This window comes from Enterobacter sp. BIDMC109 (genome assembly GCF_001037885.1).
Lineage (GTDB): Bacteria > Pseudomonadota > Gammaproteobacteria > Enterobacterales > Enterobacteriaceae > Enterobacter > Enterobacter hormaechei_C.
The window spans coordinates 35,723-61,055 of record NZ_KQ090002.1; the positions used below are offsets into that span (position 1 = coordinate 35,723).

The 25,333-nt window shown below is 55.9% G+C and carries 20 protein-coding genes and 1 pseudogene; 5 read left to right on the forward strand and 16 right to left on the reverse strand.

Going from position 1 to position 25,333, the window contains the following annotated elements:
• Positions 1 to 36: 36 nt before the first annotated feature.
• Complete coding sequence (locus SK62_RS00160; RefSeq protein ID WP_047718916.1) at positions 37 to 1,986, reverse strand: glycoside hydrolase family 127 protein; 1,950 nt, start codon at positions 1,984 to 1,986, stop codon at positions 37 to 39.
• 10 nt (positions 1,987 to 1,996) lie between these two features.
• Positions 1,997 to 3,397: an MFS transporter gene (locus SK62_RS00165; protein ID WP_047718917.1), complete on the reverse strand. Its 1,401-nt coding sequence runs from the start codon at positions 3,395 to 3,397 to the stop codon at positions 1,997 to 1,999.
• Positions 3,398 to 3,622: 225 nt separating this feature from the next.
• On the opposite strand from SK62_RS00165, the gene SK62_RS00170 reads away from it, so the two are divergent.
• Positions 3,623 to 4,441 (forward strand): AraC family transcriptional regulator, encoded by an 819-nt coding sequence (locus SK62_RS00170; protein ID WP_047718918.1) that lies wholly within the window; start codon positions 3,623 to 3,625, stop codon positions 4,439 to 4,441.
• Here the strand turns inward: SK62_RS00170 and araD are convergent, their stop codons facing one another.
• The 8 genes and pseudogenes from araD to yiaK form a co-directional block, all read right to left on the reverse strand.
• Positions 4,442 to 5,137 carry an L-ribulose-5-phosphate 4-epimerase gene (araD, locus tag SK62_RS00175; protein ID WP_023304611.1) on the reverse strand — a complete coding sequence of 232 codons (696 nt, stop codon included), beginning with the start codon at positions 5,135 to 5,137 and terminating at the stop codon, positions 4,442 to 4,444.
• A complete protein-coding gene (locus SK62_RS00180) occupies positions 5,131 to 5,991 on the reverse strand; it encodes an L-ribulose-5-phosphate 3-epimerase (RefSeq protein ID WP_017693794.1) in 861 nt (286 codons plus the stop codon). Before SK62_RS00180 ends, araD begins: the two co-directional genes overlap by 7 nt.
• A gap of 2 nt (positions 5,992 to 5,993) precedes the next feature.
• Entirely contained in the window at positions 5,994 to 6,647 is a 654-nt protein-coding gene (gene ulaD / locus SK62_RS00185) for a 3-keto-L-gulonate-6-phosphate decarboxylase UlaD (RefSeq protein WP_017693795.1), read from the reverse strand.
• Entirely contained in the window at positions 6,644 to 8,149 is a 1,506-nt protein-coding gene (locus SK62_RS00190) for an FGGY-family carbohydrate kinase (RefSeq protein WP_015572756.1), read from the reverse strand. Before SK62_RS00190 ends, ulaD begins: the two co-directional genes overlap by 4 nt.
• A gap of 76 nt (positions 8,150 to 8,225) precedes the next feature.
• Positions 8,226 to 9,546 (reverse strand): annotated as a pseudogene (locus SK62_RS00195) (MFS transporter).
• Positions 9,547 to 9,591: 45 nt separating this feature from the next.
• The gene (locus SK62_RS00200) at positions 9,592 to 10,518 is read right to left on the reverse strand and encodes a DUF4862 family protein (protein ID WP_048249247.1); all 927 of its coding nucleotides are present in this window, start codon (positions 10,516 to 10,518) and stop codon (positions 9,592 to 9,594) included.
• 26 nt (positions 10,519 to 10,544) lie between these two features.
• The gene (locus SK62_RS00205; protein WP_023304610.1) at positions 10,545 to 11,012 is read right to left on the reverse strand and encodes a YhcH/YjgK/YiaL family protein; all 468 of its coding nucleotides are present in this window, start codon (positions 11,010 to 11,012) and stop codon (positions 10,545 to 10,547) included.
• A 10-nt stretch (positions 11,013 to 11,022) separates the two neighbouring features.
• Entirely contained in the window at positions 11,023 to 12,021 is a 999-nt protein-coding gene (yiaK, locus tag SK62_RS00210; RefSeq protein ID WP_048249249.1) for a 3-dehydro-L-gulonate 2-dehydrogenase, read from the reverse strand.
• A gap of 224 nt (positions 12,022 to 12,245) precedes the next feature.
• Here yiaK and yiaJ point away from each other — a divergent pair, with 224 nt between their 5' ends.
• Both yiaJ and SK62_RS00220 read left to right on the forward strand, forming a co-directional pair.
• On the forward strand, positions 12,246 to 13,064 hold the full coding sequence (gene yiaJ, locus SK62_RS00215; RefSeq protein WP_015572751.1) for an IclR family transcriptional regulator YiaJ: 819 nt from the start codon (positions 12,246 to 12,248) through the stop codon (positions 13,062 to 13,064).
• A 3-nt stretch (positions 13,065 to 13,067) separates the two neighbouring features.
• Complete coding sequence (locus SK62_RS00220) at positions 13,068 to 13,523, forward strand: 4Fe-4S dicluster domain-containing protein (protein ID WP_017693797.1); 456 nt, start codon at positions 13,068 to 13,070, stop codon at positions 13,521 to 13,523.
• 7 nt (positions 13,524 to 13,530) lie between these two features.
• Here the strand turns inward: SK62_RS00220 and avtA are convergent, their stop codons facing one another.
• Together avtA and SK62_RS00230 are read right to left on the reverse strand one after the other, a co-directional pair.
• Entirely contained in the window at positions 13,531 to 14,784 is a 1,254-nt protein-coding gene (avtA, locus tag SK62_RS00225) for a valine--pyruvate transaminase (protein WP_015572749.1), read from the reverse strand.
• 624 nt (positions 14,785 to 15,408) lie between these two features.
• Positions 15,409 to 17,439 (reverse strand): alpha-amylase, encoded by a 2,031-nt coding sequence (locus SK62_RS00230; RefSeq protein ID WP_047718921.1) that lies wholly within the window; start codon positions 17,437 to 17,439, stop codon positions 15,409 to 15,411.
• Positions 17,440 to 17,753: 314 nt separating this feature from the next.
• Between SK62_RS00230 and SK62_RS00235 the strand changes: the two genes are divergently transcribed.
• Positions 17,754 to 18,578: a protein bax gene (locus tag SK62_RS00235; protein ID WP_071888809.1), complete on the forward strand. Its 825-nt coding sequence runs from the start codon at positions 17,754 to 17,756 to the stop codon at positions 18,576 to 18,578.
• Positions 18,579 to 18,613: 35 nt separating this feature from the next.
• Here SK62_RS00235 and xylR read toward each other — a convergent pair whose 3' ends face one another.
• The 4 genes from xylR to xylF form a co-directional block, all read right to left on the reverse strand.
• Positions 18,614 to 19,792, reverse strand: coding sequence for a D-xylose utilization transcriptional activator XylR (gene xylR, locus SK62_RS00240; RefSeq protein ID WP_003860152.1), 1,179 nt, complete (start codon positions 19,790 to 19,792; stop codon positions 18,614 to 18,616).
• A gap of 33 nt (positions 19,793 to 19,825) precedes the next feature.
• Positions 19,826 to 21,007: a xylose ABC transporter permease XylH gene (xylH, locus tag SK62_RS00245; protein ID WP_003860151.1), complete on the reverse strand. Its 1,182-nt coding sequence runs from the start codon at positions 21,005 to 21,007 to the stop codon at positions 19,826 to 19,828.
• Positions 20,985 to 22,526 (reverse strand): xylose ABC transporter ATP-binding protein, encoded by a 1,542-nt coding sequence (locus SK62_RS00250; protein WP_047718922.1) that lies wholly within the window; start codon positions 22,524 to 22,526, stop codon positions 20,985 to 20,987. The genes xylH and SK62_RS00250 overlap by 23 nt, the downstream gene beginning before the upstream one ends.
• Positions 22,527 to 22,598: 72 nt before the next feature.
• Entirely contained in the window at positions 22,599 to 23,591 is a 993-nt protein-coding gene (gene xylF, locus SK62_RS00255) for a D-xylose ABC transporter substrate-binding protein (RefSeq protein ID WP_047718923.1), read from the reverse strand.
• A gap of 371 nt (positions 23,592 to 23,962) precedes the next feature.
• On the opposite strand from xylF, the gene xylA reads away from it, so the two are divergent.
• Positions 23,963 to 25,285 carry a xylose isomerase gene (gene xylA, locus SK62_RS00260; protein WP_026080557.1) on the forward strand — a complete coding sequence of 441 codons (1,323 nt, stop codon included), beginning with the start codon at positions 23,963 to 23,965 and terminating at the stop codon, positions 25,283 to 25,285.
• Positions 25,286 to 25,333 lie beyond the last annotated feature (48 nt).

Consider the following 25,333-nt stretch of genomic DNA (forward strand, 5'->3'; position numbering starts at 1 on the left):
GAGAGGGCTGGGGTGAGGGCAACAGGCCGCAGTTATTCAGCTTTCATCCACCCATATCCGCATTTCCCCTTCTCCCCGGTTTGCCCAGCTGAACCACGGAATAAAGGTCAGCGTCCGGGGCTGACGTTCTACCGGCGAGTGGTCGTACTGCCACAGGGCATCAGTGTCCTTCGCCTGACACCCGATCCCTTCCGCCTGTATCAGCATCTTGTGCGCGAAAATGCCTTTGCCTTCAAATACCCGAAACGCGCTGTCCTGGGGCAAAGAAAGGTTATGCAGATTTGCGCCGTTATCGGCTTCTTCCAGGCAGTAAACCAGCGGTCCACGCTGCAATGCGACTTTCCCAGCCTGCTGGCGCACCTGCGGGTTGCCGTACACGCGGCGGACCGGCATCGGTAACGTCAGCGTCAGCGTGTCGCCTTCCTGCCAGCTTCGGTTGAGGTATAAGTATCCACGGGAGACCTCGCCTGTAATGGCCTGACCATTGAGCGAAACAGCCGGTTCCGCACACCAGTCCGGCAGCCTCAGGGCCAGCGTGTGAGTCACCGGAACTGGTGAGGTAATCTCGATTTTCACCTGCTCATGCCACGGATAGTTCCCGCTAATCCGCAGCTGGAGGATGTTATCCCCAACCGGAATGGCGACGTCGTTCCCCACGTACAGGTTGATCAACAGCGCGTCCGGGCGAACGGTATAAATGTAGTGCCCCAGCGAGGTCAGCACGCGCGCAATATTCGGCGGGCAACAGGCGCAGCCGAACCAGCGCTGGCGCACCGGTTTGACGTGGTCATAGATATGGTTAAAGGCCAGGGTTTTCGGGTGCACTTCCAGCGGATTCACATAAAAGAAATGCTTACCATCCAGCGCCATGCCGCCCAGCACCGTGTTGTACAGCGCGCGCTCCATCACGTCGGCGTAGTGGCCGTCCGCCTCCATCTCCAGCATCCGGCGGGCAAACATCATCAGGCCGATGGAGGCGCAGCTTTCGGCGTAGACCGTATCGTTGGGCAGATCGTAATCGCTGCTGAACGCCTCGCCGCTGCTTTGGGAGCCAATCCCGCCGGTGATGTACAGCTGGCGCTGTGCCATGTTGTTCCACAGCCGCAGGCAATCCTGACGTTTCCCCTCGTCGCTGCTCAGGCGCGCCAGATGTGCCATGCCCGCCATCAGATAGACAAAACGCACGGCGTGGCCTATGGCCGTTTGTTGTTCCGCAAGGGGCAGATGCGCCTGGCTGTAGGCTTTGTCCTTGACCATCCACGCCGGGCCATAGGTGTTCCAGTATGACGTTCTGCCGCGCTTCTCGTATTCGATATCGTAGAAGTGAGGCTGCGCGCCGCGTTCCTCAATAAAGTATTTCACCAGATTGAGATAGCGTTGCTCCTGCGTGACGTCGTACAGCCGCATCAGCGCCAGCTCGATTTCCGGGTGGCCAGGGTAACCGTGCAGCTGGTTTTCGCCCGGGCCAAACACCCTGTCGATATGATCCGCCAGCCTGCACACCACGTCCAGCAGGCGGCGCTTTCCGGTTCCCTGGAAATACGCCACGCCCGCTTCAATCATATGTCCGGCGCAGTACAGTTCGTGGCATTCGGCCAGATTGGTCCAGCGCTCGGCCGGTGCTTTCACCGTGAAATAGGTATTGAGATAGCCATCTTCGCACTGCGCCGCTGCGACCAGCTCGATCACCTCGTCGGCGGTTTTTTCCAGTTCAGCATCCGGCTTCTGGCACAGCGACCACGCCACGGCTTCGAGCCATTTCGCCACGTCGCTGTCCTGAAAGACCATCCCGTAGAACTCCCCCTGTTCCAGACCGGCCGCAATGCGGAAGTTGGCGATGGCGTGGCTGGGTTCGGCCTCCGCCACGCGATCGTTAAGCGCATCCCACTGGTAGGGGATCACCACATCGCGGACCAGCCGTTGGTACTGACCAAGAAACGGGTCGTTGATTTTCAGCTGATGCAGGTCGGCTTCCATTATGGTCATATCGTTCTCCTCAGGACTGTACATGACGCTGGCGCAAATCGGTGGCAATGCGCGACATCACGGGATTGTTAAGCCTGCACCAGCGGATAGCGACCGCCAGCAGCAGGTGGAAAAGGGCAGGAAGCAGCGTCTCCATGGCGGTGATGCCCTGCAATGAGGCGGGTGTCTGGTTACCTGCGCCTGGCTGATAGGCCACGGCAATAAACACCAGGCTGATGATCCCGGCGCTGGATGCCCACGCGAGCTTGATGAAAAACAGATTGAAGGCGAAGTTCATCCCCGATGAGCGCACGCCGGTTTTCCATTCGCCGTAGTCATCGGCAAAGGCCATCAGCGAGAAGTGCAGCGGCAGGGTGAAGCCCAGGATCACGCCGTTACTTAAAATCACGATCAACCAGAGCGTCTGGTGCGCCGGGCCACCCGGCAGGAACCACATTCCCACCGCAAGCGCAGCGAGTATCAGGTTGGTGTAGTAGTAGAGTTTGACGGTATCAATCCGCCGCGACAGCGGACTGACGATCACCGCGCCCAGAATAGCGGCAAAGGTCACCATGGTGAAAAACAGCGAGGTGTACGCCGTGCTGCCCTGAAGCACGTAGGTGATGAAGTACATGTATCCGCCGCCGCGAATGTTGAAGACGTTGATCAGCAGAAACGACATCACCAGCATCAGCAGCAGCTGATCGTTTTTCCGCAGGCCCGTCAGGTGCTCGCGCAGGGTGAATTTACCCATCAGCGCAAGCGGGACGCGCTCGCGCACCCAGAAGAAGCAGCACAAAAACATCACCACGGCGATGGCGCACAGCACGCCGACGCCCAGCTGATAACCCCGGGCGGCATTGCCCTGTCCCAGCTCTGATACCAGCCACGGCAGGCCAACGGAGACCAGAAAGCCCGCCACGCCGCACAGTACGAAGCGCCAGGACTGGCAGGATATAACCTCGTTGTGACGGGTGGTCATGGTGTTGATCAGCGCGCAATATGGCACGTTGATGGCGGTATAGCCCACTGAAAGCAACAGATAGGTGCCGAACGCCCAGGCGATTTTCACGCCCATGCTGGCGTCCGGGACGGTGAAGGTCAGTACGCCGACGATCCCGATGGGAAGCGCGACCCACAGTTGCCAGGGACGAAAACGCCCCCAGCGGCTCTGCGTGCGGTCGGCAATCACGCCCATCACCGGATCGGAAATCGCGTCAAATACCCGAAGGGCAATAAACAGCGTGCCCACCAGCGCAGGCGTCAGGCCAAATACATCGGTATAGAAAAAGGTCAGAAAGTTCATGATCAGGCAGGTAATTACCGTGCCGCCCGCGTCGCCCAGGCCGTAGCCAATTTTCTCGCGGACTGACAGCTGGTCATCGGCTGCCTGTTTTGCAACTTCTGCGTCTGTAATCGGTGTGGAAGTCATGGGGTAACTCCTCGATAAACGATTTTTTATCGTATTTGTGCAAGGTACCCCATTTATTCTGCATTCAACGGGCAGACCAACAAGGGAAGGGAAAAGTATAAAAAGGTGACGATTCCGACCTGATGGTAAAACTGTGAGTTTGATCGAACCGTTCTGCTGATATTTATTAATAATCAAGGGATAAAGACAATATTAGCCACCAAAAAAGCGGAAAAATGAATATCCATGCTTGAATTATCCATAGCACTTCCGATTAGAGTTCAAAATGGCGGGTTATTTATCTCCCGGGGCGTGAGCCGTCATCCCGCACGAAAATTATCTTCGTGGGAGATAATTTTTGTCGAAAAAGGGACATTAACGATCCAGGAGGAAAATACGCTGTTTGAGGTAAACGCTGGCGAGAGTTTATTACTTTGGCCGAAGCGGCGGCATGTCGGCGTGGAAGATTTTCCGGGCGATCTCAAATTTTACTGGCTGCATTTTGAGGTGGATGAACGCTTGCCGGTGTTACCAGGCGCGACGCCGCTGTCGATTGAGCAACACTGTAGCGTGCGGGATCCGCAATATGTTATTGCGTTATTCCGTCAGTTTTTAAGCGAGCAGGAAAAATTACAGCGTAGCCAGGCGCTGGAGATAATTTTGCTGTTAATTTTGCAGCAGATATCGCTCTCGCCGGGATATGAAGATAAAGCGGATGATGCGGGCGCGGCAATGGCGTGGAAGGCCAAGCAGCTTATCCGCACGCACTTTCATTTGCCCCTGTCCACTTCGCAGCTGGCGAAAGAACTGCACTGCAACGCAGATTACCTGGGGCGGGTATTTCGTCGGACGTTTCATTTAACCCTGACGGAGGCAATTCACCGCCAGCGCGTCAGGGCCGCTGAAAAACTGCTGCTGAACGATGCGGCCTCATTAACTGAAGTGGCCGCCCGGTGCGGTTTTAATGACGTGGGTTATTTCCGGCAAATATTCTCAAAACATACCGGGTTAACGCCCGCCGTCTGGAAACGGCGGTACTGTAAAGAGCATATTAATTCCGGATGATCACTGGCCGTAATAGGCATTTGCGCCATGCTTGCGCAGATAATGCTTATCCAGCAATTCCTGCTGCATAACCGGAAGCTGAGGTGCAAGCTGGCGCGAGAAAAGCCCCATATAGGCGCACTCTTCCAGCACCACGGCATTGTGTACCGCATCGGCAGCGTCTTTGCCCCAGGCAAACGGGCCGTGAGAATGAACCAGCACCGCCGGGACCTGCATCGGGCTTATGTCGCGCTCCTCGAAGGTTTTGATAATGACTTCCCCCGTCTGGTATTCATATTCACCCGCGATTTCAGCCGGGGTCATCAGCCGCGTGCAGGGGATCGCACCGTAAAAATAGTCCGCGTGCGTCGTTCCCCACGCGGGTAAATCCTGCCCCGCCTGCGACCAGATGGTGGCGTGGCGGGAATGGGTATGCACAATGCCGCCAATTTCCGGGTAACGACGATACAGCGCGAGATGGGTCGGGGTGTCGGAGGAGGGCTTTTTACTCCCCTCGACCACTTTACCCGTGGCGATATTTACCACCACCATATCTTCTGCGGTCATCACGTCGTACTCCACGCCGGATGGTTTGATCACCATCATGCCGCTGGCACGGTCAACCGCGCTGACGTTGCCCCAGGTGAACGTCACCAGCTGGTGGGCGGGCAGGGCAAGGTTTGCCGCCAGCACCTCGGCTTTGAGTTGTTCTAACATGTCATGCCTCCTTCCTGCATTCGGGCTTCAATCCAGCGGCGCGCCTGGATGATCTCCAGCACCGGCTCTTTGGCTTTCTCGGTCCACATTTCAATCAGAAATGCGCCGCGATAGTTAAGTTGATTCAGCGTGTTAAACACGCCCACGAAATCGACGCAGCCCTCGCCAAACGGCACATCGCGGAACTGTCCGGGGCTTTGCTCGGTTACGGGCCGGGTATCTTTCAGGTGGATAGCGGCGATGCGGTCAATGCCCAGAGTCAGCTCGGCGGTGACGTCGTTGCCCCACGCGCTCAGGTTGCCGACGTCCGGGTAAACGCTGAACCATGGCGAGGCGAGCATGTCGTCCCACTTTTTCCACTTGCTGATGGAGTTCATAAACGCAGTGTCCATGATCTCTACCGCCAGCATTACCTGCGCGGCGGCAGCCTGCTCTACGGCCCACGCCAGCCCTTCGGCAAAGCGCTGTTGCGTGCCCTCATCGTGCTCCTCGTAATACACGTCATAACCCGCAAGCTGGATGGTGCGAATACCCAAATCACGGGCCAGCCGGATGGCTTTGGTCATGATCTCGCGGGCGCGTTCGCGCACGATTTCATCGCGGCTGCCAAACGGGAAGCGACGATGGGCAGACAAGCACATCGACGGGATGGCCACGCCGGTCTCCAGCATCGCTTCCACAAGAGAGGCGCGCTGCGTGGTACTCCATTCAAGGCGCGATAAACGCTCGTCGGTCTCATCCACCGACATCTCCACAAAATCGAAGCCGCAGCTTTTTGCCAGAACCAGGCGCTCCGGCCAGGAGAGATCTTTTGGCAGCGCTTTTTCGTAAATGCCTAACGGATGCTGACGCATGGTTACTCTCCCCAGATGTCGCGGATTTGCGAATGGAATGCTTGTGCCACCTGCGGCGGATTATCGGCGCCTGCCAGCGCGCGCCCGGCAATGAAGGCTTTGACGTTGATCTGCTTAAACAGCGACAGGTCAGCGGGGGTGATACCGCCAGTTATAGAAAGCTGCAAACCGATATCGGACAGCGCCTTCATTTTGCTAAGATCCGCCTCGCCCCACTGCTGGCCGCTGGCCTGTGCGTCGCGCCCGCGGTGGTAAATCGCCTGCTTCACCCCGATGCGATGCCACGCGCGTGCGTCGTCCAGCGTCCAGTTGCCAAACAGCTCCATCTGGATCTCGCCGCCGCCGCGCAGTGCGACCTCGTGGCCACGTTCAACGGTGGCCAGCGGGGCGGCACAGATGATGGTCATCCAGTTTGCGCCTGCGCCAAACGCCTGCTCAGCCAGCGTTTCTCCGGCATCGGCGACTTTCCAGTCCGCCACGATAATTTTATCCGGACACTGCGCACGCAGGGCGCGAACGGCGTTTAGCCCTTCGGTCAGGCATAGAATGGTGCCGGCTTCGACGATGTCGACGTGATCGGAAAGCGTCGCGACATCGCGCTGCGCGGCCTGAAGCGAGGTGTGGTCGAGCGCCAGCTGCAATAATGGTCGGCTCATAGGTCGTACTCCTTAACACGGGCGTGATAGCCCTGTAATGCTGAAATCAGTAGCTGGTAACGGTGATATTTGCGCTGGTAGGCGGCATGGGCACGCATGTCAGGTTCAATCATCCGGATGTCATGCCTGAGGGCGCGCTGAGCGGCGTAAAAATCGGGATAGAGGCCTGTACCGACGAGCGCGGCCAGCGCCGCACCGGAACAGCCGGTCTCTTCCACCTGCGGGAGTTCAATCGCCAGGCCGCTGACGTCCGCGAGCATCTGCATCCACACGTCCGAATGGGTTGGGCCGCCCGTCACACGCAAGGCCTGCACGTGGGGAAAGCGTTCGAGCATACGGTTGAGGTGGGTCATGTGGCTGAATACCACCCCTTCATAAACCGCCTGGAGGAGGTGCGCGCGGGTATGCAGCGCCTGCAAGCCATAGAAGCCGCTGGTCATCTCCAGCCCGGCGTTGCTGCCGTAGAGGAAAGGCAGGAAGAACACATCGCTTTCAGCTTTTGGCAGGCTGGCCACGGCGTGGTTAATCTCATCGAATGACATATCGCCCCATTGGGCCGTCAGCCATTCCAGGTTGCCGGACGACGTGGGGCTGGCTTCATGAACGATGAACTGCTGCGGATGGACGTAGCGGCCATAGACGTAGGGGAAAGGCTCGTTGTCGCGGATGCCGTGGGCAATCCCACTGGTTACGGCCCAGGTCCCCATTACGGCATTCAGCGTATGTTCGTCATGCAGCCCGGCGCAGATCGCGGTGGAAACCACATCAAACAGTCCACCAACGACGGGAGTACCCGCCGTGAGACCGGTCAGTGCGGCTGCCTGAGCGGTGATTTCCCCGCAAATTTCTGCTGAACCGATAATAGGCGGCAGGGCACCGTCAATGTCGCTGATGCCGAGCCAGCGCGTGAGCTGCGGATCGTACTGCCCGGTATTCATGTTGTAGAGATTGGATTCCGAGATGTTGCTCTCTTCGCAGCCTTTGACCCCGGTCAGACACCAGCGCAGGTAATCGTGCGCCATCATCACGCTGCCAATTTGCTGATACCGCTGCGGCTCGTTCTCTTTAACCCAGCGCAGGAGTGAGGCCGGATGCCCCGTCCACAGCGTCTGGCGAGTATGCGGATAGAGCTTTTCGGGTATACCGTCCTGCTGCCAGCGTTGTACGATCTCCAGCGCACGGCGATCGGAGGAGAGAATGGCGTTACCCAGGGGGCGATCCTGTTTATCGAGCAGAAACAGCCCCTTGCCCTGGGCTGAAATGCCAACGCCTTTGATCTGACCGCCGTCAGCGCCTGAATTTTTGAGCAGCAGGGCGACAGTTTTGTGGCAGTGCTGCCAGAGCTGGTGCATATCCCGCTCGGCGTAGCCGGCGCGGGGGCTGAGCGTGGCCACTGAGCGGCGTTCAATACAGACTTCTTTGCCCTGGCTGTTGTATAAACCGGCTTTCAGATAAGTACCGCCACAATCGATACCCAGCCAGAAGGGCTCTTTTTCACTCATCTTCTTCTCGCTTAATTGCCGGGTGGCGCTTCGCTTACCCGGCCTACGGTTTGGTTTAGTGGGTCAGGTGAGGGCCTCAGGCCGCACGTTTATGTGGAGTCACCGTGGGGTTGGGCTCTGCTCCGGCATCGCATTTCGCCGGTAACAGCAGGGCCAGCAGCGATGCCAGCGCCAGCGAAACTGCCAGGCAGTAAACGCCTGCGTCTTTGCTGTACAGGGTGATCAGTACGCCTACCGCATAAGGACCGCAGAACCCGCCGAGGTTGCCCAGGGCATTGATCACGCCGCGAGCGCCACCCGCCATCTCAGCGCTGAACAGACGCGCCGGGATGGTCCAGAACACGCCCGCTGCGGATTGCAGGAAGAAGCCACAGCCCACCAGTGCGGCATAGGCCAGCCAGGTGTGCTCTTTCAGCGCCACGGAGAGGAACATGCAGAGCGCAAAGCCAATCAATGGCAGGGAGACAAACAGCTTGCGCTTGCCGGTGCGGTCAGAGAGCGTAGAGAACAGGAACATGCCAGCAATGGCGCCGATGTAAGGCAGAATGGCGAGCATTCCCACCTGGCCGATGCTGGTGTGTGTCAGCTCCTTCAGAATGGTGGGCAGCCAGAGGGTGTAACCGTAAATGCCGGTCTGGTAGAAGAAGTTGAGGGCGATCAGCTGCCACATGGTTTTGTCAGACAGCACCGCGCTGAGCGAGGCGTTTTTCACCTCTTTACCCGCAATGGCCTGCTGCTCTGCCGCCAGGGTTTGTACCAGGTAGTTTTTCTCGGCCTCAGAGATCCAGCGTGCTTCCTGCGGTCGGTCGTAGACGGTGAACGCCCACAGCACCAGCACAACAACGGACATCAGACCTTCAATAATGAACAGCCAGCGCCAGTCGAGAGCGGTAATAATCCAGCCCGACAGCGGGGCGGTGATGATCCCGGCGATGGGCACGAACATGATCACAATCGCGTTGGCGCGGCCGCGCTCGGCATCCGGGAACCAGTTACTGATCATCGTGAGCACAACGGGCAGCATCCCACCTTCCGCCACGCCGAGTAAGAAGCGCAGTACCAGCAGCTGATACTGGTTGGTCACAAGCCCGGTCAGAACCGAGATCACCGCCCAGGCAACCAGCGACCAGCCGATAAACTTCTTACCGCTGCCGTGCACGGCAATTTTGCCGCCGGGAACTTGCAGGAACAAATAGCCGATAAAAAAGATCCCCCCCCGCCAGGCCCGCCATCGTGGCGGAAATGCCCAGCTCTTCATCCATACCGCCGGGCATCGCAAAAGCTATATTTACGCGGTCCATATAGGAAATAATGCAGGCGATAAGAATAGGGGGAATGATCCTTAGCCAGCGCTGGCGCGGAATGTCCGCGTGTAGAGCATTAGAAGAAATATTCATAGTTAATATCTCATTGAAGGTAACCGGAAAATGTATTCTTTATTTTTATTGTGACGCTTTATTCATAGCGCTAATGCCGTCGCGCAAAATAGCGATGCGATGGCTGACGTCAGCATTAGCATTTATTTCCAGTAATTTAATACCGGAGAATTTCAATGTTGCGGCGCTCGCCGCAGTAAACAGCGTTTTTACATGTTCAGTGGACATGAGACTGTCGGCGCAGAACGAAGAAAACGGCGCGTGCAGATCCTGCCATTCTCCATACTCACCGTGAGGGGTCGTGCCCGAAAACATCAGCGCCCCCAGCTTCCCGGCAGCGAGTGCCGCCTGAACATGTTCCAGCGGAAGGGCGGTGTTGCGACCTTCGATGGCCGAACGTGCCCAGTTGATACAGACGCTGATATCGGTCTCTTTCACTACCTCCAGCACCTGCTCTAAGGGCAAGAACCCTTTACGCGGCGCCGGGCCATTCATCGCATCACAGTGTTCCAGCACCAGATCGCAGCCCCAGTCCCAGCTCGCGATTTCCGGTACCGAGCGGGAGAATGCTTCTGTCGCTTGCTCGACAGAATCATTACCCGCGTGCGGTGCGGCCTGCATTTCCAGAGCGATCACTTTCCCGGGAAAGCGGGTGTTAACGGCATCAATCTTTTGATGCAGATGGCGGTAATATTCAATGCACGCTTTACGCTGTTCTTCGTCCGCGGACGCCAGGCCAAACGCGCCGTTGCTGCCGCGGCGGCGCATGGTTTCCATAACGGCTGTGACAACGATCTGCCAGTCGCCCGGCGTATGACGAAACAGCCATTCATCACCAAACGGATGGAGATTTTCAAGGCAAGGTTGTTCCAGCCCGCGAATATTTGGCGTGTCGGAAAGTTCCCGCCAGAAGGCGTATTCTTCCTGCTCCCCTTTCTGGTGAAATGAGGGTGCACAGGGGTACGCACCAATAATAAAACCGGTGTTGGTCATTTCGCATTCCTGTATTTATCAGAAAATTAATCTAATTCGCTGATGGCCACTTTCACCACAATTTTACGAATTGCGGATCCCTTGTTTTTAATACAGGCAGGACGGTGAACATCCTGCGGGAAAAATATGGCGTAACTGCCAGGTATCATTTCGATAAATGACTCATGTTCGCTGTCGTGATAAAAAATAATATCCCGTTGCTCCAGCAATGATTCGCTGATTTTGTTATTCCCGGTATCAATAGCAATACCGATTTTTTCTTCGCCCCAGGCCAGAAACTGGATATCCAGATAGCGGCGATGGACTTCAGGGCGGTTCTCGTGTTGTTCCCTTGTGGTGAGGTCGAGAACCTGGGCAAAAATGTTGCGGCCTTCAATTTCGATCACGCCCGGCGCCAGGGTGGTGAAATCCGTGGTACGCAGAAAATTAAGCGCCTTTTCTATCGCCAGCGGCAGGCGACATGGATTTGGCTGTGCAATATGTCCGAATATCATGACCCACTCCTTACAGAGACTGGATTTTCGCCCACACGCTGTCGTCAACCGTGATGCCGTTGCGGCGATTCTCCTCCAGCAGGCGTGTGAACTCATGGCCTGGCAGACGGACGGCGACATTTTCATCAGCGCGTTCTGCGGTGGTGATGAAGTCCATGATGCGCTGTAGTTTGGCATCGCGGGTTGGACCGTCGATCAGGCGATCCACTTCGATGGCGATAAAGATCTGCGATACGCCGTATTCGTCGCTGTTGTCCTGGGTCACTTCCGCGACGGACGCGCCGTCAGAGAGCAGGGTGGCGATCATGTCGAGCACAATCGACAAGCCGGAACCTTTCCAGTAGCCCATGGGCAGAATGCGACGGTTTTTCTCAATCACGCCCGGCTCTCTGGTCAGATTGCCTTCATCGTCAAAGCCGCCGTCGACCGGTAATTCGCGTCCGGCCAGGCGATTCACCTCCAGCATGCCGTAGGAGAACATCGACATCGACATATCGACCATGGTGATTGGATTCGACGGGATAGCGACGATCAGCGGGTTTGTGCCGATGCAGCATTCTTTTGATCCCCACGCGGGCATCACGGCAATAGAGTTAGTCCAGCAGATGCCGATATAGCCTTTCTCCGCCGCCTGCCAGCCGTAGCTGCCGCCGCGCATCCAGTGGTTAGCGTTACGCAGCGCCACCAGGCCGATCCCGTGATCGGACGCCAGCTCGGTAGCACGGTCCATCATCTTCTTCGCCGTCAGGTTGCCGATGGAACGCTGGGCATCCCACTGTTCGATGACGCCTAATGTCGTTACGCGTTTCGGCTGGGCGTCAGGGATGATGTCGCCTGCGTCAAGCTGCTGAATAAATCGCGGGAAGCGGTTGACGCCGTGTGAATAAACGCCGGACTCCGTGGTGCGGGCGAACATCTCGGCGCAGGCGTCAGCGGTATCCGCTTTTACACCGCGATCGAGCAGAACCCGATTGAACGCCGCTTTCAACTCTTCGAAGGTCACTTTCATCCCTGTTCTCCTGTTTTTTTAGGGGCAAGTGCGAGTGCTTTTTTATCGCTAAATTTCACTATACGAAATCTGATTTCAAATATAACGATCAAATTTTGTCAGATCAACGACATTCACGTTTTTCAAAATCGATTAAAATCAAATGGTTGTGTTTTTTCTGTTGAGATCGTGAACTAAACCACACTTTGCGCTACCATCAGGGCGCGATAAACAGGAGCCATTTGATGAGCATAAAAGAGAGCGAAATGACGCAAGAAAAAGAGAGGCCAGCAGGTAGCCAGAGCTTGTTTCGCGGCCTGATGCTGATTGAAATCCTCAGTAACTATCCGAACGGGTGTCCGCTTGCGCATTTATCAGAACTGGCGGGGCTGAATAAAAGCACCGTGCACCGGTTATTGCAGGGGTTGCAGTCGTGCGGGTACGTGACGCCGGCGCCGGCGGCAGGGAGCTATCGTCTGACCACCAAATTTATCGCCGTCGGGCAAAAGGCGCTTTCATCGCTCAATATTATTCACGTGGCGGCGCCGCACCTCGAGGCGCTGAACATTGCCACCGGTGAAACGGTCAACTTCTCCAGCCGTGAAGATGATCACGCGATCCTGATTTATAAGCTGGAGCCAACAACCGGTATGCTGCGCACGCGCGCATATATCGGCCAGCATATGCCGCTCTATTGCTCTGCGATGGGCAAAATCTACATGGCGTTTGGTCATCAGGATTACGTAGCGAGCTACTGGGAGAGCCACCAGGAACAGATCCAACCTTTGACCCGCAACACCATCACCGAACTGAGCGCGATGTATGATGAGCTGGCGGAAATTCGCGATCACAGCATGGCGATGGACAAAGAAGAGAACGAGCTGGGTGTGTCATGTATCGCCGTGCCGGTCTTTGATATTCACGGGCGCGTGCCCTATGCCATCTCCATTTCACTGTCGACGTCGCGCATGAAGCAGGTGGGCGAGAAAAACTTGCTAAAACCGCTGCGTGACACGGCGGAAGCTATCTCGAAAGAACTGGGGTTTAACGTGCGCGAGGCGTAACTGATGAACCAATTTATCCTGGCGGTTCCTGAAAAATGTATCGGGTGCCGCACCTGTGAGGTGGCGTGCATGATGTCGCATCAAAGTAGCGCCACGCCAGCAGCGTTTACGTCACGGATCCGCGTGGTTAAGGGGGCAACCTTCACCACGGCCGTGGGTTGCCACCAGTGTGAAGATGCGCCCTGCGCGAATGTCTGCCCGACGGGGGCCATTCACCGCGCTGCGGGAGCCTGGCTCGTTGAGCAGGCCCGCTGTATCGGCTGCAAAAGCTGTATGGTGGCGTGCCCGTTCGGGGCAATGCAGGTTCGGGTTGTGGAAGATCGCGTTCAGGCGCTGAAATGTGATTTGTGCGCGCATCGCGAGGGCGGTCCCGCCTGCGTCGAAGCCTGTCCCACCCACGCGCTGCGCTGCATAGACCCCGCCAGATTACGCGCGGAACGGCTGCGTAATCTGGCCTGAGGTTTTATTAACCGGCCTCGCGCCAGGCGTTCTCAATCTCCTCGGCGAGAATTTTCACACCCGCTTCGATTTTTTCCGGGTCCGGGACGTAGTTCATGCGCATGCACTGGTGCGTGTGCGGCCACGGCTTATCCAGCCCCGGGAAGAAGTAATCCCCTGGCACCATCAGTACGCCACGTTTTTTCAGACGCTGATAAAGCAGCTCTGTCGTAATGGGCAGATCCTTAAACCACAGCCACAGGAAAATTGCCCCTTCCGGTTTATGGATCAGGCAGCGTTCTTCCGGTAAGTAGCGGCGAAGGATGGCGATGGTTTCCTGAACGCGCTGAGAGTAAAACGGCTTGATCACCTCATTCGACAGGCGCAGCAGGTCGTTACGCCTGATCATCTCGCACATCATCGCCGGGCCGATGCCGCCAGGGGAAAGGCTGATAATGCCGTTCATGTTGGTAATGGCGGTGATGATTTTCTCGTTAGCAATGATAATGCCGCAGCGGCTGCCCGGCAGGCCCAGCTTGGAGAGGCTCATGCAGAGGATGATGTTCGGGTTCCACAGCGGACGCGCTTCGCTGAAGATGATCCCCGGGAACGGTACGCCATAGGCGTTATCGATCACCAGCGGGATACCGTGCTGATTCGCCAGCGCATCCAGCTTCATCAGCTCGTCGTCGGTGATCACGTTGCCCGTCGGGTTGGTGGGACGTGATACGCAGATCATGCCCGTCTCTTCACCGATATGCAGATGTTCAAAATCGACGTGATATTTGAACTGGCCCTCTGGCAGCAACTCGATATTCGGACGTGCGGAAACAAACAGGTCTTCTTCGAGGCCGGCATCGGCATAGCCGATATACTCCGGTGCCAGCGGGAACAGCACTTTTTTCGTGGTGCCGTCGGCGCGGCGTCCGGCGAACAGATTGAATAAGTAGAAAAACGCGCTCTGACTGCCGTTTGTCAGTGCAATATTCTGTGGTTCGATATCCCAACCCAGCGCTTCCCGCAGCATTGCCGCCAGAAGCGTCAGTAGTTCTGTTTTACCCTGAGGGCCGTCGTAATTACATAGCGCATCGGTTGCTTTACCGTTTTCCAGCATCTCTGCCAGCAGCGTCTGGAAGTAGGTGTTCATCTCCGGAATTTGAGCCGGGTTTCCGCCGCCAAGCATGATAGCGCCTGGGGTGCGCAGCCCGTCGTTGAGGTCCTCCATCAGGCGGGTAATGCCTGAATGGCGGGTAAATTTGTCGCCGAATAGTGAAAACGTCATAGCAGGTGATCTGTCGGGCTTAATATGAAAGGCAGTAACCATAACGCCAGCACCGTGTTGGTGCAAATCGGCGAAAGTGGTCGGATTTGTTGTTTTATGTGGTAGGTTTGTATTTGTGTGGTGAATTGTTCTGGTGAATGCCCCTCTCCCCGGCCCTCTCCCCCTGAGGCTGAGAGTTCCCCACAAAATAATGCCTGCACAGACGGCCCCCTCTCCCTTGAGAGAGAGGGCTGGGGTGAGGGGGAACATACGGCTCTGGTGGTCATTCCGTTCACGTTATGTTCCTTGCTACTCTGTCACGACATAACCGGTGAACGTGCCATGGTGGCTCAGTCGCCACCACCCTGGCGACCCGGGCTTCCGGCGGTAAATCGCCGCTTCGCGGTGCCTTCGGCTTATTCCTTCCGGCTTATCGGGGACGGGCGGAGGTAACATCCCTGTAAAGCCCGCCCTCTCGGCGCATCCCTGCGCCTCGCCCCGGCCTACAGGAAACGCCTCAGCGATTTACAGCCGGACCGAGGCATCGCTGAAAGCCCTCAGTTATTCTGAGGCAACGTTATAGCTTTTGCTTTCAAATTACTGGGGATCCCTCAGCCCCTGGGGAGAGGGTTAGGGTGAGGGGGTCTATTGATTACCCGCCCACACCACCATCACCTTATCGCCCTTGTGCTCGCGCACAAAGCCGTAGCCTTCTTTCAGTGACAGCGTGGTTTGCTTGCCTTCACCCACCGCCGGATGACGGGCGCGGAACTGCCCCAGAAGCTGCCAGTGAGCGACAGTTAACGCCTGTTTACCCGTGACGTCCTGCCAGTTCATATCCGAACGGGTTCCCTGTAGCGGATCGGAGCCCGTCGGGCCGAATGGACGCTCTGATTCATCGCCGTAATAGATCTGCACGCTTCCCGGTGCCAGCAGCAGTAACTCAGCGGCGCGCTGGCCCCCTTCACGGAACAGACGCGTATCATGGGAGGAGAGATAGCTCAGCACATTAAAACTTTGCAGCTTTTCTGCCATTTGCTGCCAGGTCAAATTCATATCGGCCAGACAGTCCACCGCTTTCGCCGCCTGCTCCTGATAGTCAAAGTTGATCATCGCATCGAAACCGTGGCGGTAATAATCGCTCTGCATCACGCCGTGGCCCCAGGATTCACCGGTCATCCAGAATGGCGCATTGTCGAGTTTTTTGTCCGGGTTGGCGGCTTTCCACGCGGCCAGCGCCTGGCTGGCCTGGTTTTTCAGTTGCTGCCAGGCTTCAGGCTCAACGTGCTTAGCGGTATCGACCCGGAAGCCGTCGATGCCGTAGTCACGTACCCACTGGCTGAGCCAGTGGGTCAGGTAATCTCGCGGCGTGAAATTCGTCATCACTTTCGCGTTGGTGTCGGGCTTGTGTTGATAAAAGTTCGGCAAACCTGACGGGATCTTAGATTCCGTTTTCAGATCCGGCAGGAAGGCCAGCGACATGGTCAGATCGTCAAAGCCCGGGTTGTCATAATCACCGATATCGGTACGGATCCATTTTTTACCCCACCATTTTTCCCATGCGGCTTTGTCACTGAAGTTGATGTAATCGTTGAAGCTGTGCCAGCTTTGACCGGCGCCTGGCTTCCAGTCAGTCCAGCGCTCGCCGAGGGTTTTTTTCAGCTCATCGCCCTGCAAATAGAGCGCGCCAAACTGATACTCCTGCATATCTGCAAGCGTCGCATAACCCGCGTGGTTCATGACAATGTCAAACAGGACGCGGATACCGCGCCTGTGCGCGTCGTCGACAAGCTGGCGTAAATCATCTTCGCTGCCCATGTTGGCGTCGAGTTTCGTCCAGTCCTGAGTGTAATAGCCGTGATAGGCGTAGTGGGGGAAATCCCCTTTGGTGCCGCCGCCAACCCAGCCGTGGATTTGCTCCAGCGGTGAGCTTATCCAGAGCGCATTCACGCCCAGTTGCTGAAGGTAATCCAGTTTGCTGGTAAGCCCTTTCAGATCGCCGCCGTGGAAAGTACCAATCTCCTGCATACCGTCTTTATGGCGGCCATAGCTGTTGTCGTTGGTGGGGTCGCCATTTACGAAGCGATCGGTCAGCACGAAATAGACGGTGGCGTTTTGCCAGCTGAATGGCGCGGGTTTGTCCGTCTCGGCGCGCTCAAGCAGCAGCAGGCCATTGCTGTTGGCGGCTGGCTGAAGAATTACTTTGCCGTTTTGAACGGTCGCGGTCTGTTTGCTGTAAAAATCACGCACCACCGTGCCTTCCGGAAAGGTGTTAACGACATCGATCGTGAGCGGTTTGCCGTCCCACTTCGGGCACTGGCGGGTAACGTTTGCGACAGGCTGTGGCGCCGCACTTTGTACCGTCAACATCAGCGTCGGCGTTCCCGAGCGCGTATCAATACGCATCTGATAAACGCCGTCACGGAATAACCGCCACTGCGGTGGGGTCCCTTCGCAGGGTTTGAGCGACAGCATCTCGTTGAGTTTAATGGCACCTGTCGGCTGCCAGCACGCGTTATCAAGACTCAACGTCAGCGGGCGGGTACCCTTCGCAAGCGTTGCCTGGCTGGTAAAGACGCCGGTACCTTCAGCGCTAAACGCGTTAAATTCCGGCGATGACCAGTCGGCATGCGCGAATGCGGGTAACATCAGAACAGCTAATGCAGTGCGTTTCATTCCATTTTCCTGTCGCGGCATTTTTGACCAGTGTGCCACTCGGCTCAGGGGAAAAACTCCTCCTCTGAGGCTTTCTGCCAGGAGGACGCGAAGGGATGAGTGATCCCGCGCAAAATTAGGCAGTTATCTGCGATATCGCGCACATTTTTCCAGTGCTGGTGATTTAATGAGCATGTTCCGGATGACATAGTTTCGGAATTGGACTATTTGTATACGTGCTCTTGAGGACTATTTTTGGTATGATTTGAGATTCCGCTCTCAAATTTTTGAAGAAAATAAGGTGTTGGAATGTTTATATCCGACCAGGAGACCTAATGATATCGACTCCCATTCGACGATATGGGGCCGCGATACTCATGTTACTCACCATGGCATTTTCAGGTGAGGTGCTTGCAAAGACGCACGCGGATACAACGAGTAAGAAAGCCCACGTAATAAAGACGACAAGCAGTAAGGTTAGCAGTAAACAAGAGTATTCTCGCAATAGTGCAAAGAGTAGTTCACTTCCTGATTTGCGAAAATACCCTTCCGGGACACCAAGGAAAAAAGCGTTTCTCCGGACGGTAATGCCTTACATTAAAAGTCAAAATGCCGCGATTACTGCGGATCGTAACTGGCTGATCTCCAAACAGTACGATAGCCGCTGGTCGCCGTCTGAGCGCACTCGCCTGAAAGACATCGCCAAACGCTATAAAGTGAAGTGGAGCGGGAACACGCGTCGCGTGCCGTGGAACTCACTGTTAGAGCGTGTGGACATTATTCCAGGCAGTATGGTCGCGACAATGGCCGCCGCCGAAAGCGGTTGGGGCACCTCGAAGCTGGCGCGCAACAACAACAATCTGTTTGGCATGAAATGCGCAAAAGGTCGTTGTACTAATGCACCCGGCAAGGTGAAGGGCTATTCACAGTTTGAATCGGTGAAAGATTCCGTGAATGCCTATGTGGTGAACCTGAACACCCATCCGGCCTACTCCTCGTTCCGTAAGTCACGCGCTCAGCTGCGTAAGGCGGATCAGGAAGTAACGGCTACGGCGATGATCCACAAGCTGAAAGGTTATTCCACTCAGGGACAGCGTTATAACAATTACCTGTTCTCCATGTACCAGGATAACCAGCGTCTGATTGCCGCACATATGTAATGAAAAACGCCTTCCACTGGAAGGCGTTCTTTTTTCTAGAGCAGGACTTCACTGTACCGTTCCCGGTACTCCTTCGGCGTGGTGTCATACTCTTTTCTGAACACCGAATAGAAATACTGAAGCGACGGATAGCCGCACATCTGTGAAATCTCGTTGATCGACAGCGAGGTGGAGATCAGCAGACTGCGCGCTTTCTCCAGCTTTTCCGCATGGATCACGGCGTGAATCGTCTCACCGACTTCCTCTTTGAACCGCTTCTCCAGATTCGAACGTGAAATGCCGACCGAATCGAGCACCTGATCGACCTTAATCCCTTTGCAGGCATGATTGCGAATGTAGTGCATCGCCTGAATCACGGCCGGATCGTTTAAGGAGCGGTAGTCAGTTGAGCGACGCTCGACCACGCGAACGGGCGGAACCAGCAGACGCTGGAGCGGCAGGGATTCGTTGTCTAACAGTCTGTGCAGCAGCTTTGCGGCCTGATAGCCCATCTGACGGGTACCCTGAGCCACGGATGAGAGCGCCACGCGCGACAGATAGCGCGTAAGCTCTTCGTTATCAATACCAATCACGCACAGCTTTTCAGGCACCGGAATATGCAAATGTTCGCACACCTGTAATACGTGGCGGGCGCGGGCGTCCGTCACGGCGATAATCCCTGTCTGGGGTGGCAGAGTTTGCAGCCAGTCAGCCAGGCGATTTTGTGCGTGCTGCCAGTTTTCTGGCGCGGTTTCCAGCCCCTGATAAACGACGCCGCGATACTTCTCCTGGGCAACCAGCTGGCAGAAGGCATATTCACGCTCCATCGCCCAGCGCTTTCCGCTGGTGGCGGGCAATCCGTAAAACGCAAAACGATGTACGCCTTTCTCCTTTAAATGGAGGAAGGCGGTCTCGACCAGAGCATGGTTATCCGTGGCGATGTAGTGAACGGGGGGGTAATGTTCCGGTGTATGGTAAGAGCCGCCAACGCCCACGATAGGCACGTCGACGCCACTCAGCAACTGTTCAATCACGGGGTCGTCAAAGTCAGCGATGACCCCGTCTCCCAGCCAGTCTTTGATGTTCTCCAGACGGGTACGAAAATCTTCTTCGATGAAAATATCCCATTCGGATTGCGACGCCTGCAAATATTCGCCAACCCCTTCAACCACCTGCCGGTCATAGGCTTTATTGGCATTGAATAACAACGTAATGCGGTGACGCTTTTCAAACATGGCTCATTTCCCAAATTAGTCACGATAGTGTTATCAGGCGCGCCGCTTGGTGGCAGAGTCCATCCAGACTGCCAGCAAAAGAATGGCACCCTTGACGATATACTGCCAAAACGTCGGCACGTCCATCATACTCATCCCGTTATCCAGCGAAGCCATAATAAATGCGCCCATCACCGCCCCCGCCACGCTGCCAATGCCCCCGGCGAGGCTGGTCCCGCCAATCACGCAGGCGGCGATGGCGTCCAGCTCGGCAATATTACCCGCAGACGGGGAGCCCGCCCCCAGTCGCGAACTGAGGATCAGCCCCGCGATGGCCACCATCAGGCCGTTGATGGCAAAGACGGCGAGTTTGGTGCGTTCTACGTTGATACCAGATAAACGCGCGGCTTCCAGATTGCCGCCGATGGCATAAATACGGCGACCGAATGCGGTACGTGTGGCCATAAACATTCCACCTAACAGCAACAGCGCCAGCAGCAGAACGGGCGTTGGGACGCCGCGATAATCGTTTAACAGCCAGATGGCGCCCAGCACAATCACCGCAGTAAGCGCCTGACGGCCGACAACCGAGGTTGAGGCAGGCGAGGCCAGCCCCAGCGCCTGGCGACGCATGCGTCCTCGCCATTGCCACGCGACAAACGCCATCAGCCCAACCACGCCGATCGTAAAACCGACGCCATCAGAGAGGTAGCTTTGGCCAATCTGGGACATCGAGGCGCTGGTCGGGGAGACGGTGGTGCCGTTGGTGATCCCAATCAGAATGCCGCGGAAGGCCAGCATCCCCGCTAAGGTGACGATAAACGACGGGACTTTACGGTAGGCCACCCACCAGCCATTCCACGCCCCCAGCAGCAGACCCAGCACCAGCGTGACCGCAATCGTCAGCGGCAGCGGCCAGCCTAGCCAGACGTCAAAAATTGCCGCCACGCCGCCGAGCAGACCCATCATCGACCCTACCGACAGGTCAATTTCCGCTGAGATAATCACAAAGACCATCCCCACCGCCAGGATCCCGGTGATGGCGGTCTGACGCAGCAGGTTAGAGACGTTACGTGCGCTCAAATAGGAGCCATCGGTCATCCAGGTAAAGAACAACATGATCACGATAATGGCGGCAATCATTACAAAAACTTGCAGATTCAGCGATTTAAGTCCTGCGAACGCACCGGGCGTCGGAACAGCGACTTTGATATCAGACGGGTTGCTTTTCGACATGGCGTTCGCTCCTTAAGGCAGCTTCCATCACCTGCTCTTGCGTCAGGTTCTGGTTGTTCAGGTTGGCTTTGAGTTTCCCTTCATGCATGACCAGCACGCGGTCGCTCAGCCCCAGCACTTCAGGCAATTCGGACGAGATAACAATGACGGCAATCCCTTGCTGCACAAGCTGGTTGATCAGCTTGTAGATTTCATACTTCGCGCCGATATCGATCCCGCGGGTGGGTTCGTCCAGAATTAAAATGCGCGGATTAAGCAGCAGGCAGCGCGCCAGAATCGCTTTCTGCTGGTTGCCGCCGCTCAGGCGTCCTATCGCCAGCTCCGGCGAGGAGGTTTTCACCTTAAGCCGGGCAAGCGACTGGAGAATACACTGCTGTTCTGCGGCATCATCCAGGCTGCCCAGCGCGCCGGAAAACTGGCTGAGCGCCGCCAGCGTGATATTTTTTCCCACCGCCATTACCGGCACGATGCCGTCTTTTTTGCGGTCTTCTGGCACCATGGCAATGCCCTTAGCAATAGCCTGCTGGCAGTTGTCGATTTTTACCGGCTGACCGTCGATATAAATTTTGCCTTCCCAGCGCCCCGGCCAGACGCCAAAGAGACACTGCACGGCCTCGGTTCTTCCCGCACCCACTAAACCCGCAATGCCGAGAATTTCGCCGCGGTGCAGCGAGAAGGAGAGGTTATCCACGCGCTTGATATGGCGGTTAACGGGATGCCACGCCGTCAGGTTTTCCACGCGCAGGAGCTCTTCGCCGATGGTGTGCGGTTCGTTGGGATACAGCGCGGTGAGTTCGCGACCCACCATCATGGTGATGATGTCATCCTCGCTCATGCCTTCTGCTTCACGCGTGCCGATGTGCTGCCCGTCGCGGATGACGCAGATGGTGTCGGAAATGGCTTTCACCTCATTGAGCTTGTGCGAAATATAGATGCAGGCGATACCGTGGTTTTGCAGATCGCGGATGATATTGAGCAGTACGGCGGTTTCCTGTTCGGTGAGTGAGGCGGTTGGTTCGTCGAGGATCAGCAGGCGCACCTGTTTGTTCAGCGCCTTGGCGATCTCCACCAGCTGCTGCTGGCCTAAACCTAAGTCGCCCACGCGCGTATCCGGTGAGATAGCCAGGCTCACCTGAGCCAGCAGTTTTTCGCAGCGCAGCGTCATGGTGTCGTAATCCAGTACGCCGTGGCGTGAGAGTTCGGCACCGAGAAAGATATTTTCCAGCACGGTAAGGTGCTTCACCAGCGCCAGCTCCTGGTGAATGATAGCGATGCCTTTACGTTCGGTATCGCGAATGTGCGTGGCCTGGAGCACCTCACCGGCAAAAACGATTTCGCCCTCGTAGCTGCCGTGCGGGTAGATCCCGCACAACACTTTCATCAGCGTGGATTTTCCCGAGCCATTTTCACCGCACAGCGACATCACTTCGCCGGGATTCAGCCGCAGGCTTACGTTATCGACTGCTTTCACCACCCCGAAGGCTTTGGTGATGCTTTTCATTTCAAGTAAATAAGACATAACTGCTCCGCATAGCCCAACAGATGAACAGGGCAGGTCAATGCGCCCCTGCCGGGCAGGGGCTGCGCTGGATTACAGTTCACTCTTCTTATGGAAACCGTCTTTCACCACGGTGGCGTCAATATTCTCTTTGATGACTTCGATAGGGGTAAGCAGGCGAGCAGGTACGTCTTTCAGGCCGTTATTTAACGTCGCGTCTGCTTTAGGTTGCTGGCCATTGCCCAGCTCAACGGCAATTTCGGCGGCCGTATTGGCAAGCTCGGTAATGGGCTTATACACCGTCATGGTCTGGGTACCCGCGATGATGCGTTTTACACCCGCAAGGTCGGCGTCCTGTCCGGAAATAGCGACTTTCCCGGCCAGTCCCTGCGCGCTCAGCGCCTGAATGGCGCCACCCGCAGTGGCATCGTTAGAGGCCACCACCGCATCGATTTTGTTGTTATTTGCGGTCAACGCGTTTTCCATAATTTTCAGCGCGTTTTCCGGTAACCAGCCGTCAGCCCACTGGTCGCCGACGACTTTAATTTTGCCCTCGTCGATATACGGCTTCAGCACTTTCATTTGTCCCTGGCGGAACAGTTTGGCGTTGTTATCCACAGGCGAGCCGCCCATCAGGAAATAATTTCCCTGAGGCACTTTTGCGACCAGGCTTTTAGCCTGTAATTCTCCCACCTTTTCATTGTCGAACGAAATATAATAATCAATATCGGCATTATTAATCATGCGGTCATAAGCCAGGACTTTTATCCCTTCCTGTTTCGCTTCTTTCACCACGTTGCTTAATACCTGGCCGTTATACGGGATAATGACCAGCACATCGACGCCACGGTTGATCATATTCTCGATTTGCGACATTTGCGTCTCTTCGTTGCCGTTAGCGGACTGAACGAACACCTCCGCGCCGAGAGATTCCGCTTTTTTAACAAATATATCGCGATCTTTTTGCCAGCGCTCCAGGCGTAAGTCATCAATCGCCATGCCGATTTTGACCTCTTTGGCATGTCCGGCAAAGCTTGCAAGCAGGAGAGTAGTGCAGAGCGTTAGGGTCAGGTTCTTTATCTTCATAATTATTAGGCCTTTTTGTAGGGGTATGTGTAGCTGAGATAAAAGAAACGTTCACTGCTGAGACGCAGCAAATTTTTAACGTGGAAAGGCCTGCTGGCAATTACAGATTTTTATCTTCTCATTACGATATTTGGTTTATTTCTGAATTTATGACCGCGATCGGATTTTAAAAAGCGTAACCTATTAATTACATTTGATTCTGGAATGCGCGCCGAAAAATAGTTTGTCTGCGCATTATTTTGCGAGCCAGCGCACAATTGCGCATTATCTCAATAGCAGTGTGAAATAACGTAATTGAGCAACCTCCAATGTCTATTCACTATTACTCCAGAAGCAAGACCACGCCGCATACCCTGATTATGGAGCTCAATATGCAAGCTTATTTCGACCAACTCGATCGCGTTCGTTTCGAAGGCACGAAAACGACCAATCCTTTAGCATTTCGTCACTACAACCCGGATGAGCTGGTGCTGGGTAAGCGCATGGAAGATCACTTGCGCTTTGCCGCCTGCTACTGGCACACCTTCTGCTGGAACGGTGCCGATATGTTCGGCGTGGGCTCTTTTGACCGTCCATGGCAACAGCCGGGCGAGGCCATTGAGCTGGCGAAGCGTAAAGCCGACGTCGCGTTCGAGTTCTTCCATAAGCTGAACGTGCCGTACTACTGTTTCCACGATGTGGACGTGTCGCCGGAAGGGGCATCGCTGAAAGAGTATCTGAACAATTTCGCGCAGATGGTCGACGTACTGGCTGAAAAACAGCAGCAAAGCGGCGTGAAGCTGCTCTGGGGTACGGCTAACTGCTTTACCAATCCTCGCTATGGCGCGGGTGCGGCAACCAACCCGGACCCGGAAGTCTTCAGCTGGGCGGCAACCCAGGTCGTGACCGCGATGAACGCCACGCATCAGCTGGGCGGTGAGAACTATGTACTCTGGGGCGGTCGTGAAGGCTATGAAACGCTGCTGAATACCGACCTGCGTCAGGAGCGTGAGCAGATTGGTCGCTTTATGCAGATGGTTGTGGACCACAAACACAAAATCGGTTTCCGCGGCACGCTGCTGATTGAGCCAAAACCACAGGAGCCAACCAAGCATCAGTATGATTATGATGTCGCCACCGTGTATGGCTTCCTGAAGCAGTTTGGTCTGGAAAAAGAGATCAAAGTGAATATTGAGGCTAACCACGCTACCCTGGCGGGCCACTCGTTCCATCACGAAATTGCCTCTGCGATTGCGCTGGGCATCTTCGGCTCTGTCGATGCTAACCGTGGTGATCCACAGCTGGGCTGGGATACCGACCAGTTCCCGAACAGCGTGGAAGAGAATGCGCTGGTGATGTACGAGATCATCAAAGCGGGCGGTTTCACCACCGGCGGCCTGAACTTCGACGCCAAAGTGCGTCGCCAGAGCACCGACAAATACGATCTGTTCTACGGGCATATTGGCGCGATGGACACCATGGCGCTGGCGCTGAAAGTGGCGGCCCGTATGATTGAAGACGGTGAGCTGGATAAGCGCGTGGCGAAGCGCTACAGCGGCTGGAACAGTGAGCTGGGCCAGCAAATTTTGAAAGGTCAGTTATCGCTTGCGGAGATCGCGAAGTACGCTGAACAGCATCAGCTTGCGCCGCAGCATCAGAGCGGCCATCAGGAGCTGCTGGAAAACCTGGTCAATCACTACCTGTTCGATAAATAACAGCATCCAGGCCCGGTAAGCGCAGCGCCACCGGGCATTTTCGTCAAA

Coding starts and splice junctions, on each gene's coding strand:
- SK62_RS00250 (WP_047718922.1), bottom strand. CDS start 22,526: ATGTCTTATTTACTTGAAATGAAAAGCATCACCAAAGCCTTCGGGGTG.
- SK62_RS00230 (WP_047718921.1), bottom strand. CDS start 17,439: ATGAAACGCACTGCATTAGCTGTTCTGATGTTACCCGCATTCGCGCAT.
- SK62_RS00220 (WP_017693797.1), top strand. CDS start 13,068: ATGAACCAATTTATCCTGGCGGTTCCTGAAAAATGTATCGGGTGCCGC.
- SK62_RS00160 (WP_047718916.1), bottom strand. CDS start 1,986: ATGACCATAATGGAAGCCGACCTGCATCAGCTGAAAATCAACGACCCG.
- avtA (WP_015572749.1), bottom strand. CDS start 14,784: ATGACGTTTTCACTATTCGGCGACAAATTTACCCGCCATTCAGGCATT.
- yiaK (WP_048249249.1), bottom strand. CDS start 12,021: ATGAAAGTGACCTTCGAAGAGTTGAAAGCGGCGTTCAATCGGGTTCTG.
- SK62_RS00190 (WP_015572756.1), bottom strand. CDS start 8,149: ATGAGTGAAAAAGAGCCCTTCTGGCTGGGTATCGATTGTGGCGGTACT.
- xylF (WP_047718923.1), bottom strand. CDS start 23,591: ATGAAGATAAAGAACCTGACCCTAACGCTCTGCACTACTCTCCTGCTT.
- xylA (WP_026080557.1), top strand. CDS start 23,963: ATGCAAGCTTATTTCGACCAACTCGATCGCGTTCGTTTCGAAGGCACG.
- xylH (WP_003860151.1), bottom strand. CDS start 21,007: ATGTCGAAAAGCAACCCGTCTGATATCAAAGTCGCTGTTCCGACGCCC.
- SK62_RS00170 (WP_047718918.1), top strand. CDS start 3,623: ATGCTTGAATTATCCATAGCACTTCCGATTAGAGTTCAAAATGGCGGG.
- xylR (WP_003860152.1), bottom strand. CDS start 19,792: ATGTTTGAAAAGCGTCACCGCATTACGTTGTTATTCAATGCCAATAAA.
- SK62_RS00165 (WP_047718917.1), bottom strand. CDS start 3,397: ATGACTTCCACACCGATTACAGACGCAGAAGTTGCAAAACAGGCAGCC.
- yiaJ (WP_015572751.1), top strand. CDS start 12,246: ATGAGCATAAAAGAGAGCGAAATGACGCAAGAAAAAGAGAGGCCAGCA.
- SK62_RS00200 (WP_048249247.1), bottom strand. CDS start 10,518: ATGACCAACACCGGTTTTATTATTGGTGCGTACCCCTGTGCACCCTCA.
- SK62_RS00235 (WP_071888809.1), top strand. CDS start 17,754: ATGATATCGACTCCCATTCGACGATATGGGGCCGCGATACTCATGTTA.
- SK62_RS00205 (WP_023304610.1), bottom strand. CDS start 11,012: ATGATATTCGGACATATTGCACAGCCAAATCCATGTCGCCTGCCGCTG.
- araD (WP_023304611.1), bottom strand. CDS start 5,137: ATGTTAGAACAACTCAAAGCCGAGGTGCTGGCGGCAAACCTTGCCCTG.
- SK62_RS00180 (WP_017693794.1), bottom strand. CDS start 5,991: ATGCGTCAGCATCCGTTAGGCATTTACGAAAAAGCGCTGCCAAAAGAT.
- ulaD (WP_017693795.1), bottom strand. CDS start 6,647: ATGAGCCGACCATTATTGCAGCTGGCGCTCGACCACACCTCGCTTCAG.